The organism is Mesorhizobium sp. BR1-1-2, from assembly GCF_020165435.1.
Classification (GTDB): domain Bacteria; phylum Pseudomonadota; class Alphaproteobacteria; order Rhizobiales; family Rhizobiaceae; genus Mesorhizobium.
Genome location: NZ_JAIUID010000017.1, coordinates 1 through 14,655, shown reverse-complemented (window position 1 = coordinate 14,655; position 14,655 = coordinate 1). Strand labels below are relative to the sequence as shown.

Below are 14,655 nucleotides of genomic sequence, written 5' to 3'. Positions count from 1 at the left end.
CCATGCGAGCCTACCAGACACTCTCGGTCGAAACCGCGGGCCGCGTCGCCGTCGTCACCTTCCGCCGCGCCGATCAGCTCAACGCCATGAACCGGCTGATGCAGGGCGAGATCACCGAGGTTTTCGAGGCGCTGTCCAGCGATGCAGGCGTCGGCGCGATCGTGGTGACCGGCGAGGGACGTGGCTTCATGGCCGGCGCCGACATCAAGGAATATGCCGCACAGACCGGACCGGAGTTCGACATTTTCCAGGCTGCCGGCACACGCATGTACGCGGCCATCGAGAACAACCGCAAACCGGTGATCGCGGCGGTCAACGGCTTCGCGCTGGGCGGTGGCATGGAGCTGGTGCTGTGTTGCGACCTCGTGATCGCCAATCAGTTCGCCAAGCTCGGCCTGCCGGAGATCAAGCTCGGGCTGATCCCGGGCGGCGGCGGCACGCAACGCAGCGTGACCAAGCTCGGCCGCAACCGCGCCAATTTCCTGCTGATGACCGGCGCCATCGTGCCGGCTTCCGAATTCGTCAATGCGGGTCTGGTTAACGAAATTGTCGATGTCGACAGGCTGATGCCGCGCGCGCTGGAACTGGCCGAAATGATCGCCGCCGAGCCCGCTGCCGCGATCGAAGGGCTGAAGGTCCTGGCGGCGCATGCCGTGTCCGGCGATCTGGCCGAGGGTCTCGCCATGGAGCGCAACATATTGGGTGAGCTCTACCGCAGCGAGATCGGCCAGCAGCGCGTCAGGGAGTTCGCCGAGCGGAGCACGACAAAGGCAAAGAAGGGCGGGCCGTGAACGCGGGCGACGACTATCGCGGATTGGCCTGGGCGCATGGCGCGCTGACTGTCCAGCGGCTTGGCGCGATGCTGGCGCCGGTTACGTTCATTCTGGAGGACGGTCGGCAGATCTCGCCGATGCACATTGCGCCGTGGTCGAACGAACCGCAGGCGCAAGCACTGCCAGGCATCCTGCGCAAGCTTCGCGGCGAATGGCCCTGCGTGCCCTTCGGCTATTCGGTGCCGGCCGATGGATGGCCCGAGGACTGGGCGCGGGCGATGGGTCCGCCGGAATCAGGCGAAGAAATCCATGGCCATAGCTCCAATCATGAGTGGACATGGCGTCCCAGTAGTCGCGGATCATTGTCGCTGACGCTTACCTATCCCGAGGGAAGTCCGGTCGAGCATGTTGAACGGACCGTGCGGCCCGACCCGTTGGCGCCCGCCATCGACATCGTGTTGAAGATCGTCGTTCGCCGTGCCTGCCGCCTGCCGATCGGCCTGCATCCGGTGTTCCGGCTGCCGTTCGAGACGGGCGCGGCCACGTTGCAATTCGGTGGCTTCGACGAGGGCCGCACCTATCCGCACGATGTCGAACCAGGTGCTGCGCTGTTTGCCCGGAACAAGACGTTCTTTGAACTGACAGCCGTGCCGTCGCGCAACGGCAAAGCGGTCGATGCCTCGCGGCTGCCTTTGGCTGCCGCTACGGAGGAGTTGCTGCAGATCGAGGGCACCGACGGTGCGGCGGCGCTTGTCAACCACGAGGAGGGGTACCGGGTGGACCTCTCCTGGCAGAAGGAGCATTTCCCAAGCCTTCTGCTCTGGTACTCCAATCGCGGCCGCAAGGCGGCACCCTGGAGCGAGCGCCATCTCGCCATCGGCATCGAGCCGATCTGCTCGCCGTTCGGGCTCGGCCCGGCGACGGCGTTGGCCGACAATCCGATCGCACAATCCGGCATTGCGACCGCGCTCGAATTCTCGCCGGAAAAGTCGTTCGTCACCCGCTATCGCATCGAGGCATCCGCGCTGTGACGAACCGTGCCGCAATGTCCCTGGTCAAGCCGAACCGGCCGCGCTTCACGGATGTCGAGGGACTGGCAGCGATGGTCGGCCATGGCGACTTGCTCGGCGTCGGCGGTCACCATTTCGCCCGGCTGCCGATCGCATTGCTGCGTGCGATAGCCCGGTCGGACGTCAAGGATCTGCATTACATCTGCTGGGCCGGCGGCTTGCCCCTCGAACTGCTGCTCGAAGCGCATGCCGTGGCTGAGATCGATCTCTGTTTCTCCAGCCTCGACATTTTCGGCTTGCCGCCAAAATTCCGCGCAGCCGCCGAGAGCGGCGCGATACCGGTTCGCGATTGGACGGCACTGGCCATGATCCAGGCGCTGCGGGCGGCGCAGCAGAACCTGCCCTCGATGTCGTTCCAGCTTCCGCTGGGATCGGACATGCTGGCGCGCGTGCCGGGAGCGAGCGCCAGACCTGATCCGATTGCCGGTACCGAAAACGGATTCGTCCCGCCGCTGCGGCTCGACACATTCGTCGTCCATGCCCAGCGCGCGGATGAAAGCGGCAATGTGCAGATCATCGGGCCCCGCGCGCTGGACTTCGCCATGGCGGGTGCGGCGCGCCAGGTGCTGGTCACCGTCGAGGAAATCGTTCCGGTCGGGACGCTGCGCCGGGACGGCCGCCAAAGCGTGCTGACCCGCAATCAGGTTTCGGCCATTGCCTTGGCGCCGGGCGGCGCTTATCCGGCCTCCTGCCTGCCGTTTTACGTCACGGATTATCAGCGATTGTCGGAGGCGTTCGCGGCCCGGGGAACGCCCTTGGCGGACAATCTGCGACCGCCTTCCGAGGGCGTGCCGAAGCCGTTGCAAAGAGCCGCGAAGGTACGCGCTGAGACAGTGCTCGCCATGCCCGCGCTCGCGCACGCCGAAAAGAAAGCATCGATCGACGAGACCATAGCCGTCCGCATCGCTGCCGAATTCGACAATGAGAGCTTCGCCAGCGCGGGTGCGGTCTCGCCGCTGGCCAATGTCGCATACCGCCTGGCCAAGGCGACGCACGCGCCGGACATGATCATCGCGACGATGAGTTGCGGCCATCTCGACATCGCGCCGAGCCCGATGGTCCTGTCGCTGATCGAGAGCCTTGATTGCGAAACGGCGGTGGCGCATGCCGGCGGCGACGACACCTACTCGACCTACTACCAGGCCGGCGCGGTGACGCACGAGATCGTCGGCGCGGCACAGGTCGATCGGCGCGGCCGCGTCAACACGATCGCACTGCGCAAACCAAGCGGCGGCCTCATCCGGTTGCCGGGGCAAGGCGGCATGGCCGATGTTGCCAACATGCACCGCGATTACCTGCTCTACATCCCCCGCCATTCGATCCAGTCGCTGGTAAATGAGGTCGAAATCGTCAGCGCGGCTCGCGGGCTGCTGACTCCGGCCGAGCGCGCGCCGATGGGCTATCGCACCGGCAGGTCGCTGGTCTTCACTGATCTCTGTGTCTTCCGGCTCGATCAGACTTCGAGGGAATTGATCGTTGTCGAAACCATGCCTGGCGTCACGCAGCAGCGGATCCGTGACGCCACCGGATTTGCGGTGTCGTTCGATCCCGACTGCCGCGAGGTCTCGCTGCCTTCCGACGGCACGCTCGCCGCCTTGCGAAACCGCATCGACCCGCTCGGCCTGCGCCGTCTGGAGTTCGTCAGCGCCAAGGACCGCGGCGCGCTTATCGCCGAGATTCTTGAAGCCGACCGCGCCATGGTTGAACGCTGCATCGCCGCGCAGAGAGCATTTGTCGAAAGCTGAGACCCCATGGCAAAACCATTGCTCGACATATCGGCCGCGCGCGTTTTCTTCGATGGCATCTTCACCAGCCCGCGCGTCGCGCATCCGGAGGGCGTCGCCGTCCACCTCGATGGCTCGATCTGGTGCGGCACCGAAACCGGAGACCTGCTGCGGCTGGCCGCCGATGGCGGCTCGGTCGAGCGCATGGGCGGCACCGACGGTTTTCTGCTCGGCATTGCTTTCGACAGCGCGGGAAACTGCTTTGCCTGCGATCTCAGGCATGCCGCGATTTTCCGCTGGGACGTCGCGACAGCGCGCATGGAGCGCTTCGCGTCGGCCGGCATTCGCGTGCCGAACTATCCGATCGTCGACGAGGCAAGGGGCTGGCTCTTCGTTTCGGACAGCGTTGGCCAGGACAATCGCTCCGGCATCTTTCGCTACGACCTCAAGACGGGCGAGGGCGGTCTTTGGTGCAGCGAGCCCATGTCGTTCGCCAATGGCATGGCGATGGCGCCGGACGGTTGTGGTCTCTACGTGGTGGAAAGCGACGCGCCGCGCGTCAGCTATGTACCGGTCCTCTCTGACGGGACGGCGGGGGCTCGTGAGATCGTCGTCGAAGGCGTGCACAATGTTCCGGACGGAGTTGCCTTTGCGCCCGACGGCTCCTTGTTCATCTCATGTTACGAGCCCAGCCGGATTTATCGCTGGCAAAAGAACAGAGGTCTCGAAGTGCTGATCGAGGATCCCGCCGCAACCACGTTGGCGCACCCCACCAACATCGCCTTCAAGGGCGACAAACTCTATACCGCCAATCTGGGTCGCTGGCATATTACCGAAATCGACTTGAGCGTTCTCCAGCAAGAGAAGTAGCATTTCGCAGAAGGTCAACTGGTCGGGCGGAAGGGTTTTGCCAGCGAGGCCGGGAAGTGCAGGGCCAGCATCTGGTGGTTTCGTGAGATCAGCACCAGCACGATGATGGTCGCGAGATACGGCAGCGCCGACAACAGTTCGGACGGCATGTCCAGCCCCAGCGCCTGACCTTGCAGCTGAAGGATCGTCATCCCCCCGAACAGCCACGCGCCAAGCAGGATGCGCAGCGGCCGCCAGGTGGCGAAGACCACCAGCGCAAGCGCGATCCAGCCCTTGCCGGCAGTCATGTTCTCGACCCAAAGCGGCGTGTAGGCGACCGACAAATAGGCGCCTGCCAGGCCTGCCATCAGCCCGCCGAACACCACGGCCATGTAGCGGATCCTGATCACGGGGTAGCCGATCGCATGCGATGTCTGCGGCGACTCGCCGATCGTGCGCAGCACCAGGCCAGCCTTGGTCCGGTAGAGAAACCAACTGATGGCGACGAACATCAGCAGGGCCAGATAGACCATTGGATCGAAGCGGAACAGTAGCGGACCGATCAGTGGCAGATCGGACAGAACGGGGATGTCGAGGCGGCGCAGTGCCTCGATAGGCTCGCTGCCGAAGCCGCGCCCGAGGAAGGCCGAGACGCCCGAACCGAAGATCGCCAGCGCCAGGCCGGCTGCATACTGGTTGGTCAGGAAGGTCAGCGCCAGAACGCCGAACAGTAGCGAGGCGGCGGCACCCGCCAACGCGCCGGCCAGGATCGCGACAGGCATGGAATAGCCTGCGGTGACGGCCCAGAATGCCAATGCGGCGCCCATCAGCATCATGCCTTCGATGCCGAGATTGAGGACACCCGACTTCTCCACCACGAGTTCGCCGAGCGCCGCGAAGATCAGCGGTGTGGCGGCAATGACGGTGCCGGTGAAGATGGCGATGAACAGGTCCATCAGGCTATCTCCCGCACGATCCGAAATCCGCTCATCGTGCCGTCTCCAGCGCATGCGTGTGCAGGACGGGTCGCACCAGCCGAACGCGATAGAAGATGAAGAAATCGGCGGCGAGCAGGAAGAACAGCAGGATGCCCTGGAAGATCCGCGTCAGGGCCGAAGGTAGGCCGAGTGTCATCTGCACACCTTCACCGCCGAGGAAAAGCAGCGACATCAACAGCCCGCCAAGCACGATGCCGAAGGCGTTCAGCCGTCCGACGAAGGCAACGATGATGGCCGCGAAGCCGTAGCCTGGCGAAATCTGAGGCGAGAGCTGCCCGAGCGGCCCGGCGGCTTCCGCCATGCCGGCGATGCCGGCCGCGGCACCTCCCGCCAGCAGTCCGATCCAGACCGCAGCCGATTCGCGAAAGCCGGCATAGCGGGCGGCAAGCGGTGCAGCCCCGCTCACCGACATCTTGTAGCCGAGGAAGCTGCGGTCGGTGAACAGCCACATCAGGAGCACGGCGACGACCGTGATGAAGATCGACGGGTTGAGCCGATAGGCGGGGTCAAAAGATTCGAACAGGGCCGCCGTCGGCAGAAGTGCGGTCTGCGGATAGTTGAAGCCGGCCGGATCTCGCCACGGTCCGTGCACGAGATAGGACAGGAACAGCGTCGCGATATAGGTCATCATCAGCGTGACCAGGATCTCGTTGGTGTTCATGCGGGCGCGCAGAAAGGCGGGGATTGCCGCCCAGGCCATGCCTGCGCCCATGCCGGCGATGAACATCAGCGGCAACAGCAGCACGCTTTCGGGGTTCGGCCAGAAAAGCCCCACGCCGCTGGCCGCGATTGCCCCCATGGTGAACTGGCCCTCGGCGCCGATATTCCAGACATTGGCGCGGAAGCCGACCGCCAGCCCGCAAGCGATGAGGATCAGCGGCGAGGCCTTGAGCAGCCATTCGGACACGCCGTTCAGGGAAGAGAGCGGCTCGATGAAGAAGGCATGGAGAGTAGCCAGCGGATCATGTCCGAGGGAGGCGAAGAAAATCGATCCGACGACGACGGTCAACAGGGTCGCCAGTGCCGGCGCGGCGACGCGCATCAGCGAGGAGGGCTCCGGCCTTTGTTCAATCCTGAAGCGCATTGTTGCCACCTCCGTTCGCCAATGCGCCGTTGCCCATGCCGCGGCCCGTCATCAGAAGTCCGATCTCCTCGCGATCGGTCGTCTTGCGCTCCAGCGGCGGGGAAACCTTCCCTTGGCAAATGACCAGCAGCCGGTCGCAGATCTCGAACAATTCGTCGAGTTCCTCGGAGACGACGAGCACCGCCGCGCCGGCGCGGCTGAGATCGACGATGGTCTGCCGGATGAAGGCGCTCGCGCCGACATCGACCCCCCAGGTCGGCTGAGACACCAGGAGGAGCTTCGGCTGGAGCGCGATTTCACGCCCCACGATGAATTTCTGCAGATTGCCGCCGGACAGGCTTTGCGCGATCGCCTGCGCCCCGTTGGCCTTGACCTTGAACCTGTCGATTATGCCGGCGGCGAACGCCTTGGCCCGGCGCCGGTCGACCAGCCCGTTGCGCACCGTGCCGAAGCGGTGCGCGGTCAGCACCGCATTCTCCCACAATGTGTGCGAGGGCACGGCGCCGCGCCCGAGCCGCTCTTCGGGAACGAAGGCAACGCCGAGCTTGCGGCGCTCGTGCGGGCGAAGGCGGGCTGCGCCGGTTCCGCAAATCCGGATCGCGTCGCTGCGCTCATGCGTGCGCTCGCCGCTGAGCAAGGCGATCAGCTCGGCCTGGCCATTGCCGGAAACCCCGGCCAGGCCGACGATCTCGCCGCCATGCACCTTGAAGGAAACGTCCTTCAGGTCGACGCCGAAATGATCCCGGGCCTTTACCGTAAGCCTGTTGACCTCGAGCACCGGTCTGTCGCTTGGCGTCGGCGGGCCGACATGCATTTCAGGCAGCTTCGAACCCACCATCATGCGGGCAAGCTCCAGCGATGTCGTCTCCTTCGGGCGCGCGGTGCCGGTGACCTTGCCGTTGCGCAGCACGGTGGCGGTATCACATAGCTCCTGGACCTCGTCGAGCTTGTGGCTGATATAGACGATGCTGCAGCCCTCGGCGGCAAGTTGGCGCAGCGTCTCGAACAGCTTCACCACCGCCTGGGGCGTCAGCACCGAGGTCGGCTCGTCGAGGATCAGCAGTTTCGGCGACTGTAGCAGGCAGCGCACGATCTCGACGCGCTGGCGCTCGCCGACCGACAGGTCGTGCACCTGGCGATGCGGGTCGATGGGCATGCCGTAGCGGCGTGACAGATCGCGGATCTTGTCTGCGAGCAAGGGCAGGTCGTACGCACTGCTGGCCGAGAGCGCTATGTTCTCGACCACCGAAACGGATTCGAACAGCGCGAAATGCTGGTAGACCATTTCGATGCCGAGCGCGCGCGACATCGCCGGGGTGTGCGTGGCGATCGGATTGCCATCGCAAAAGATCTCGCCGGAATCGGCTTGCGTCGCCCCATAGATGATTTTCATCAGAGTGGATTTGCCGGCGCCGTTTTCGCCCAGCACGGCATGGATCTCGCCGGGTTGAATCGAGAGCGACACATCGTCATTTGCGACGACGCCGGGGTAACGCTTGCAGATGTTGCGCAGTTCTAGTCGCGGATGCATGGCGGGTCCTGCCGTGGCGTGAAGAGAGGTTGGACGGGAACCAGGCAAGGAGACGCCGAAGATATAGACTTGGGCGTCTCCCGGCACTTTTACGGCGATCAGCTCAGTCTGCCGATCATCCCCTTCACGAACCAGTTCATGCCGCGAATGTCGTCATCGGCCAGAACCGAACCGGCGGCAACCTTGACGTTGCCGTCCTGATCCTTCAGCTCCCCCGCGTAGGGATGAAGCTTGCCGCTGCCGATGTCGGCCTCGAGTTGCTTGAGCTTGGCGCGCGCATCGGCGGGGATACCCTCATTGTAGGGGGCCATTTTCACCACGCCGGCCGCCAATCCGTCCCAGCGTACTTCCGGCTTCCAGGTCCCGGCGGCCACGGCCTTGGCTGCGCCGACATAGTCGCTGGTCCAATCGAGAACGAAAGAGGTCAGCTGCTTGCCCGAGGCGAATTTCGACATGTCGCTGGCATAGCCGATCGACCAGGCGCCGCCTTCGCCGGCGACCTGTACGCCGGTCGCAGTGTCCGTCATCGAGCAGACCACGTCGCAGCCCTGCGAGATCAGCGTCTTGGCCGCCTCCTTCTCCTTGCCCGGGTCGAACCAGGAATTCAGGAAGATGGTGTTGCAGGTCGCGTTTGGATTGACGCTCTGCGCGCCAAGCAGCAGCGCATTTGCCGGACCGACGATGTCGGGGATCGGAAAGCCGCCGATGAAACCGATCTTGCCCGATTTGGACATGTAGCCGCCCGCCGCGCCGGCGACGAAGGTACCTTCGTAATATTTCGCTTCGAAGGTTCCCAGATTGGCGAGGTGGACGATGCCCGAGCAGTGTTCGAACGCCACCTTGGGAAAGCGCGGCGCCACCTTCTGCATCGGCGTTCCATGCGAAAAGCTTGTGCCGAAGATAAGCCTGTTACCAGCGCTGGCCAGTTCGCGGAAGACACGCTCGGCGTCCTGCGGCATGAAGATGTTGTCGATGACGGTGAGCTCGACCTTGTCGCCGAATTCGGCCTTGATGGCCTCGACGCCGAGGCTGTGCTGCTTGGTCCAGCCGATCTCGGCGACCGGCGAGACGTAGACCGCGCCGATCTTTAGCACCTCCTGCGCCTGTGCGATGGTGCTTAGCGCTCCCGCGCCAAGAGCCGCGCCGGCCGCGCTGCTGTATTTCAGGAATTCGCGTCTCGTCAATTTGTTCATGATGGTAGCCCTCTGTTGGTCTTTTTTGTTGATGCCCGGCTTGTCGGTGCCCGGTCTGTTCTGGGGAGATGGAGGTGGAGATGCGTTGCCGCGTCGCCGTCGCCGGACGCATTCGACAACCTTCGCAGCGGCACAGTCGCGCCGTCGGCCTTGCCGTCGAGATAGGGCGCCAGCGCTTCGGCAGGCGTCATCTCTGGAAACACTGCGCGATCCATGATGTAGCCGCGCACCACCGCGCGGTGGTGGGTGTCGATCAAGTCCATGGCCGGTTTCAGCCGGCCCTTCTCCAGCAGGTCGACGACCCGCGAGTGGTCGTCCAGCAGATTGCAATAGTCGAAATCGGCTGAAATGAGGGAGCGCAGCAGCGTCGTGCGGCGCACCAGCTGCGCGTGGATCTCCTGCATGACCTTGTTGCGGCTGAGGCGTACGAACACGGTGTGGAACTCTTGGCCAAGCACGTCGGCCAGCGCATCGTTGCCGGCGGCAACAGCCTGGCGCTGGCGCTCGACATGCTGGCGCAGCTCGGCCCAGCCGGCCGGCCCGAGGCGATCGCTGAGCTGTGCTGCGACGCCCTGTTCGACGAGCGTCAACGCGTCGTAGATCTCCATCGCCTCCTGCATGCTCGGCTTGGCGACGAAGGCACCGCGGTTGCGTTCGATCTGGGCCAGCCCGTCATCGGCGAGCCGGATCAGGGCTTGGCGCACCACAATGCGGCTCACGTTGAATATTTCGGAGAGTTCGCGTTCGCCGAGCTTGCAGCCGGGCACGAGGCGATGGTCGATGATGGCGCGGGTCAGCGTATCCGCGATGGTCTGGGAACGGCTGCTCAAGGCATGGTTCTCCGCCATTTCGACGACATGATCAGCAGGCTTTCGTGATGGCGACATGCCCCGTCAGGACACGACATATCCCAAGTTCAGCTTTCCCATATCGGAATTCAATCATCATAATCTGTCAACACAAAAAGGGATTTTGGACGACAAAAAAATGTTGATTGGTATCCAATCTTGTGGTTTCGTCATCTCGAAACGTCGGGCTAGGTTCATGGTGAAGGGCTAGCCGAGTTGGGAGGGAAGCCGATGGCAACCCGTTGCGTTGACCGCGAGCTTCTGAACGATTGGCACATCGTCGCGGATCAGGAATCGCTAAGCCAGGATACGCCGTTTGCCACATGCCTGCTTGGAGTCGATCTCTCCGTCCACAAATGTTCAAACAAGATCGAAGTCGTTCGCGGCGACACGGGCGCCACGCTGAAAAGCGCCCAGCGTTATGGCTTCATCTGGACCTGTCTGGACAAGCCCTCGCGCGACATCATCTATATCCCCGAGGCCAATGAGGCAGACCGGCATCTTGTCAGCGGCGGTTCGATCGCGGTCAAGGTGTCGGGCCTCCGCGCGGTCGAGAATTTTCTCGACATGGGGCATTTTCCCTTCATTCATACCGGCTGGCTCGGCGAGGAGCCGCATACCGAGGTCGCGCCCTACAAGGTTGAGATCACAGCGCAGGACGAAGTGCTGGCGACCGAGTGCAAATTCTATCAGCCGGTGGCTTCGCCGACCGCCAAGCAAGGCTTTGTCGTCGATTACATCTACAAGGTGATCCGGCCCTACACGGTGGCTCTCTACAAGAGCAACCCGATCCAGAAGGACCGGCTCGACGTCATTACCCTGTTCGTGCAGCCGGTGGACGAGGAAAACTGCATCGCGCATCCTTACCTCTGCTATCTTAAGGAAGGCATGGAGGCGGCAACGGTGCGCAGCTTCATGCAATTGATCTTCGCCCAGGACAAACCGATCCTGGAGAACCAGGTACCCAAGCGCCTGCCGCTCGATCCGCGTGCCGAGACCCCGATCCGTGCCGATGCCGTGTCGGTTTCCTACCGACGCTGGTTGCGTGATCGGGCCGTCACCTATGGCGCGATACCGGCACAAGCCTGATGACGTCTGAGGGCATCCAGAGGATAAAACGATGACAAAATGCTCGGATCCCGTGATCCTCAATCTCTGGCATCCCGTAGGGGCGATCGCCGAGACCGTTCCCGGCGGTGTCCAGGACACCGTTCTGCTCGAGGAGCGCCTCAGTTTTGCGGTCGATATGGATGGTGAGCCCGTCGTCTGGCGCTCACGTCCCGATGTAGAAGGGGTGGATCGCATTCCAGGCGCCGACAGGCTGCCGGCAAGAAGCGCCTACGGCTATGTCTGGACTTCGCTCGGCTCGCCACCGGCCGAGCTGTTTCCGATCCCGGAATATGAAGAGCCGGACCGCCGCAAGCTCAACGCGGCCACGTTTGGCGTCAACGTCTCGGCACCGCGCGCCATCGAGAACTTTCTCGACATGGGTCACTTCCCCTATGTCCATACCGATATATTGGGTGTCGAGCCGCACACCGAGGTCAAGGAATACGACGTCGAGATCTCGGTAGATCGTGACGAGATCCTGGCCACGCGCTGCCGCTTTTTCCAGCCGATGGCTTCGACGGCTTCCGGTGGCGGCGCCGACGTGGACTATGTCTATCGCGTGCCGCACCCCTATTGCTCCGTGCTCTATAAATCGAGCCCGGTCGACGAGGCACGGCGCGACGTCATCGCCATCTTCCTGCAGCCGGTCGACCAGGAGCACGTGCGCGCTCACATGCTGCTTTGTGTGCTCGACGAGGATAATGAAGACAAGGTGATCAAGCGCTTTCAGCAGACGATCTTCGGCCAGGACAAGCCGATCCTGGAAAACCAGGTGCCCAAACGCCTGCCGCTCGATCCGCGCGCCGAAACGCCCATCCGGGCCGACAAGTCGGCCATCGCCTACCGGCGCTGGCTCAGCCAGAAGGGCGTGACCTACGGTGTCATTCCGGTTGCGGCCTGACGAGATTCTTGGAGACGATTGATGTTGGAAGAAGCCAGAAGCCAGTGGCATCCGATCGCCGCTTCCCATGATTTGCCGTACCGCCACGTTTTTCATGGTCAATTGCTCGGCCGGGAATTCGCCGTCTGGCGTGCCGATGACGGCTACGTCAACATCTGGGAAAACCGCTGCCTGCATCGCGGCGTGAGGCTGTCGATCGGCATCAATGACGGGCGCGAGCTGAAGTGCCAGTATCACGGCTGGCGTTATTCGAACCGCACCGCCGGCTGCACCTACATTCCCGCGCATCCTGCCGACGCGCCGGCCCGCACCATCACCAACCGCACCTTCCCGGCGGTCGAACGCTACGGTCTTGTCTGGTCGTCCGAGGAGCCTCGCGGCGAGGTGCCGGTTGCCGCGCTGACCGAAGGCAAGCTGCTCGTCTTGCGCGGAATTCCGGTCAACGCGCCGGCCGACAAGGTCGTGGAAAGGCTGAAAGCCTATCGCTTTCAGCCCAACGCAGAGATCGAAGGCGAGGGCGCGGAAACCACCATCGAGGCCGCGCGGGATTTTGCCGTGGCGCTGCGCTCGCGCGATGGTAGTGCCGAGACGCGCGGCGTGTTCTTCGTGCAGCCGGTTGATTCAAACCGTTCGGTGATCCGTGGCGTGCTCGATCAGGAGGTCGAAGCAGCCGCGCGCATCGCCATCCTGCGCCACCACAATGAGCGGCTTTCCAAGCTGCGCGATGAGGCCGAGCGGGAGGCGGCAAATGCACCTTCGCCGGCGCCGATCGAACCGGTCTACGAAAGGGTGTCGGCCGAACTCTCCGAAATGCCCGCGGTGACCGCGCATGGCCGCAAGGCGGCGCTGCGCGTCAGCGTGGCGAGGAAATGGCAGGCGGCCGACGGCGTTGCCGCATTCGAGCTTCGCCCGGTCAAGGGACTGCTGCCCACCTTCCAGCCTGGCGCCCATATCGACGTCCACATGCCCAATGGCGAGATCAGGCAGTATTCGATCACCAACGGCCCCGGCGAGACCGACAGCTTTGTCATCGGCGTCAAGCTGGAGCGCGATTCCAAGGGCGGTTCGAAATGCATGCACGAGACCGTGCGCGAGGGTGACGTGCTGGCGATTTCCGAGCCGCGCAACAATTTCCCGCTGCGCCGTGATGCGATCAAGACGCTGTTCGTCGCCGGCGGCATCGGCATCACGCCGCTTCTCGCAATGGCGCAGGCGCTGAAGAACCAGGAGCTGGCGCACGAGCTTCACTATTTCGCGCAAGGCGAAGAGCACCTCGCTTTCGCTGATCGGCTGAAGCATCTCGGCGATGCGCTGAAGCCTCATCTCGGGCGTTCGCCGGACGCGACCGGCGCCGAGCTTCGGGGGATTCTCGCCGGTTACCGGGACGGCATGCACCTCTACATCTGCGGCCCCGGCCCGATGCTGGAAGCCGCGCGCAAGATCGCCGCCGAGCAGGGCTGGCCGGATACCGCCATCCATTTCGAATATTTCAAGAACACCAACAAGATCGACGACAGTTCGAGTTTCGAGGTGGCGCTGGCGCGGTCCTGCGTCACGCTTCAGGTGCCGGCCGGCAAGTCCATTATGCAGGTCATGCGCGAGAACGGCATCGACGTTGCTTCATCCTGCGAGCAGGGCGCATGCGGCACCTGCGTCGCCACCGTGATCGAAGGCGAGCCTGACCATCAGGACGTCTACCTCAACGATGCCGAGCGCAAGGCCGGAACCAAGATCATGACCTGTGTCTCGCGCGCCAAATCGGCACGCCTCGTGCTGGACATCTAGGAGCAGCCGATGATCACGCTTTACGACTACGAGCTGTCGGGCAATTGCTACAAGCTGCGGCTGCTGATGAGTTTTCTCGGCATTGACCACAAGACCGTGCCGGTCGACTTCTACCCCGGCCGCGAGCACAAGTCGGAATGGTTCCTGAAGCTCAATCCACTCGGCCAACTGCCGGTCATCGATGATGACGGGCTGATCCTGCGCGACGCCCAGGCGATCCTGGTCTATCTCGCGTCGAAATACGATCCGTCGGGCACATGGTACCCCCGGGACAACCCGGCCTTGCTCGGCGAGATCAGCCAGTGGCTGGCCTTCGCCGACGGCATCACTTCGACGGCGTCGGCCGCCCGCCTGCACGACGCGCTGTTCTACGATTTCGACATCGATGCCGCGCGCGCCGGCGCGCACCGGCTGTTCCGTATCCTCGACGAGCATCTGTGGTTCGGCGAGCAGCAGGGCTGCGGCTGGATCTGCTCGGCCGATCATCCGACCATCGCCGATATTGCCTGTTTTCCTTATGTCATGCTGTCGGAGGAAGGCGGCATTGGGCGCCAGGACTATCCGGCGATCCGGCGCTGGTGCGATCGCGTCAAGCGCATCAAAGGCTTTACCGTGATGTCGGGCGTGTTCCCGGCAGGGCCGGCCAAGGCCGCATGATTTTCAATCGCAAGGCCGGGCGATCGTCCCGGCAAGTAAGTTTTGGGAGAGAGAAATGAAAACCCGCGCCGCCGTGGCCGTTGCTGCCGGAAAGCCGCTTGAGATCATGGAGGTCGACCTTGACGGTCCGCG

The 14,655-nt window shown here is 63.5% G+C and carries 13 protein-coding genes; 8 read left to right on the top strand and 5 right to left on the bottom strand.

Annotation, left to right across the window (positions count from 1 at the left end; translation table 11 throughout):
• Positions 1-2 precede the first annotated feature (2 nt).
• Genes LB551_RS25875 through LB551_RS25860 form a run of 4 tightly spaced genes read left to right on the top strand, consistent with a single transcriptional unit; the run spans position 3 to position 4,437 of the window.
• Positions 3-791 (top strand): enoyl-CoA hydratase/isomerase family protein, encoded by a 789-nt coding sequence (locus tag LB551_RS25875; RefSeq protein ID WP_224660977.1) that lies wholly within the window; start codon positions 3-5, stop codon positions 789-791.
• The gene (locus tag LB551_RS25870) at positions 788-1,804 is read left to right on the top strand and encodes a hypothetical protein (protein ID WP_224660976.1); all 1,017 of its coding nucleotides are present in this window, start codon (positions 788-790) and stop codon (positions 1,802-1,804) included. Before LB551_RS25875 ends, LB551_RS25870 begins: the two co-directional genes overlap by 4 nt.
• A gap of 14 nt (positions 1,805-1,818) precedes the next feature.
• Positions 1,819-3,588, top strand: coding sequence for a CoA-transferase (locus LB551_RS25865; protein WP_224660975.1), 1,770 nt, complete (start codon positions 1,819-1,821; stop codon positions 3,586-3,588).
• 6 nt (positions 3,589-3,594) lie between these two features.
• On the top strand, positions 3,595-4,437 hold the full coding sequence (locus LB551_RS25860) for an SMP-30/gluconolactonase/LRE family protein (RefSeq protein WP_224660974.1): 843 nt from the start codon (positions 3,595-3,597) through the stop codon (positions 4,435-4,437).
• Positions 4,438-4,451: 14 nt separating this feature from the next.
• Here the strand turns inward: LB551_RS25860 and LB551_RS25855 are convergent, their stop codons facing one another.
• The 5 genes from LB551_RS25855 to LB551_RS25835 form a co-directional block, all read right to left on the bottom strand.
• Positions 4,452-5,372 carry an ABC transporter permease gene (locus LB551_RS25855; RefSeq protein WP_224660973.1) on the bottom strand — a complete coding sequence of 307 codons (921 nt, stop codon included), beginning with the start codon at positions 5,370-5,372 and terminating at the stop codon, positions 4,452-4,454.
• A gap of 31 nt (positions 5,373-5,403) precedes the next feature.
• Complete coding sequence (locus LB551_RS25850) at positions 5,404-6,498, bottom strand: ABC transporter permease (protein ID WP_224660972.1); 1,095 nt, start codon at positions 6,496-6,498, stop codon at positions 5,404-5,406.
• Positions 6,482-8,029 carry an ABC transporter ATP-binding protein gene (locus tag LB551_RS25845; RefSeq protein WP_224660971.1) on the bottom strand — a complete coding sequence of 516 codons (1,548 nt, stop codon included), beginning with the start codon at positions 8,027-8,029 and terminating at the stop codon, positions 6,482-6,484. Before LB551_RS25845 ends, LB551_RS25850 begins: the two co-directional genes overlap by 17 nt.
• A gap of 98 nt (positions 8,030-8,127) precedes the next feature.
• Entirely contained in the window at positions 8,128-9,222 is a 1,095-nt protein-coding gene (locus LB551_RS25840; RefSeq protein ID WP_140553368.1) for a BMP family ABC transporter substrate-binding protein, read from the bottom strand.
• Positions 9,219-10,052, bottom strand: a complete 834-nt coding sequence (locus LB551_RS25835; RefSeq protein ID WP_140553367.1) for a GntR family transcriptional regulator — start codon at positions 10,050-10,052, stop codon at positions 9,219-9,221. The genes LB551_RS25840 and LB551_RS25835 overlap by 4 nt, the downstream gene beginning before the upstream one ends.
• 249 nt (positions 10,053-10,301) lie before the next feature.
• Here LB551_RS25835 and LB551_RS25830 point away from each other — a divergent pair, with 249 nt between their 5' ends.
• Genes LB551_RS25830 through LB551_RS25815 form a run of 4 tightly spaced genes read left to right on the top strand, consistent with a single transcriptional unit; the run spans position 10,302 to position 14,523 of the window.
• Positions 10,302-11,159: an aromatic ring-hydroxylating oxygenase subunit alpha gene (locus LB551_RS25830; RefSeq protein WP_224660970.1), complete on the top strand. Its 858-nt coding sequence runs from the start codon at positions 10,302-10,304 to the stop codon at positions 11,157-11,159.
• 31 nt (positions 11,160-11,190) lie between these two features.
• Positions 11,191-12,081, top strand: coding sequence for an aromatic ring-hydroxylating oxygenase subunit alpha (locus LB551_RS25825; protein ID WP_224625546.1), 891 nt, complete (start codon positions 11,191-11,193; stop codon positions 12,079-12,081).
• Between the two features lie 21 nt (positions 12,082-12,102).
• Positions 12,103-13,866: a Rieske 2Fe-2S domain-containing protein gene (locus LB551_RS25820; protein WP_224660969.1), complete on the top strand. Its 1,764-nt coding sequence runs from the start codon at positions 12,103-12,105 to the stop codon at positions 13,864-13,866.
• 9 nt (positions 13,867-13,875) lie between these two features.
• Positions 13,876-14,523: a glutathione S-transferase family protein gene (locus LB551_RS25815; RefSeq protein ID WP_224660968.1), complete on the top strand. Its 648-nt coding sequence runs from the start codon at positions 13,876-13,878 to the stop codon at positions 14,521-14,523.
• Positions 14,524-14,655: the final 132 nt, after the last annotated feature.

What these genes read in the sequence shown, in the direction of transcription:
- LB551_RS25855 (WP_224660973.1), bottom strand. Translation starts at nt 5,372, where the DNA reads ATGGACCTGTTCATCGCCATCTTCACCGGCACCGTCATTGCCGCCACA.
- LB551_RS25820 (WP_224660969.1), top strand. Translation starts at nt 12,103, where the DNA reads ATGTTGGAAGAAGCCAGAAGCCAGTGGCATCCGATCGCCGCTTCCCAT.
- LB551_RS25825 (WP_224625546.1), top strand. Translation starts at nt 11,191, where the DNA reads ATGACAAAATGCTCGGATCCCGTGATCCTCAATCTCTGGCATCCCGTA.
- LB551_RS25815 (WP_224660968.1), top strand. Translation starts at nt 13,876, where the DNA reads ATGATCACGCTTTACGACTACGAGCTGTCGGGCAATTGCTACAAGCTG.
- LB551_RS25840 (WP_140553368.1), bottom strand. Translation starts at nt 9,222, where the DNA reads ATGAACAAATTGACGAGACGCGAATTCCTGAAATACAGCAGCGCGGCC.
- LB551_RS25850 (WP_224660972.1), bottom strand. Translation starts at nt 6,498, where the DNA reads ATGCGCTTCAGGATTGAACAAAGGCCGGAGCCCTCCTCGCTGATGCGC.
- LB551_RS25875 (WP_224660977.1), top strand. Translation starts at nt 3, where the DNA reads ATGCGAGCCTACCAGACACTCTCGGTCGAAACCGCGGGCCGCGTCGCC.
- LB551_RS25830 (WP_224660970.1), top strand. Translation starts at nt 10,302, where the DNA reads ATGGCAACCCGTTGCGTTGACCGCGAGCTTCTGAACGATTGGCACATC.
- LB551_RS25865 (WP_224660975.1), top strand. Translation starts at nt 1,819, where the DNA reads ATGTCCCTGGTCAAGCCGAACCGGCCGCGCTTCACGGATGTCGAGGGA.
- LB551_RS25845 (WP_224660971.1), bottom strand. Translation starts at nt 8,029, where the DNA reads ATGCATCCGCGACTAGAACTGCGCAACATCTGCAAGCGTTACCCCGGC.
- LB551_RS25860 (WP_224660974.1), top strand. Translation starts at nt 3,595, where the DNA reads ATGGCAAAACCATTGCTCGACATATCGGCCGCGCGCGTTTTCTTCGAT.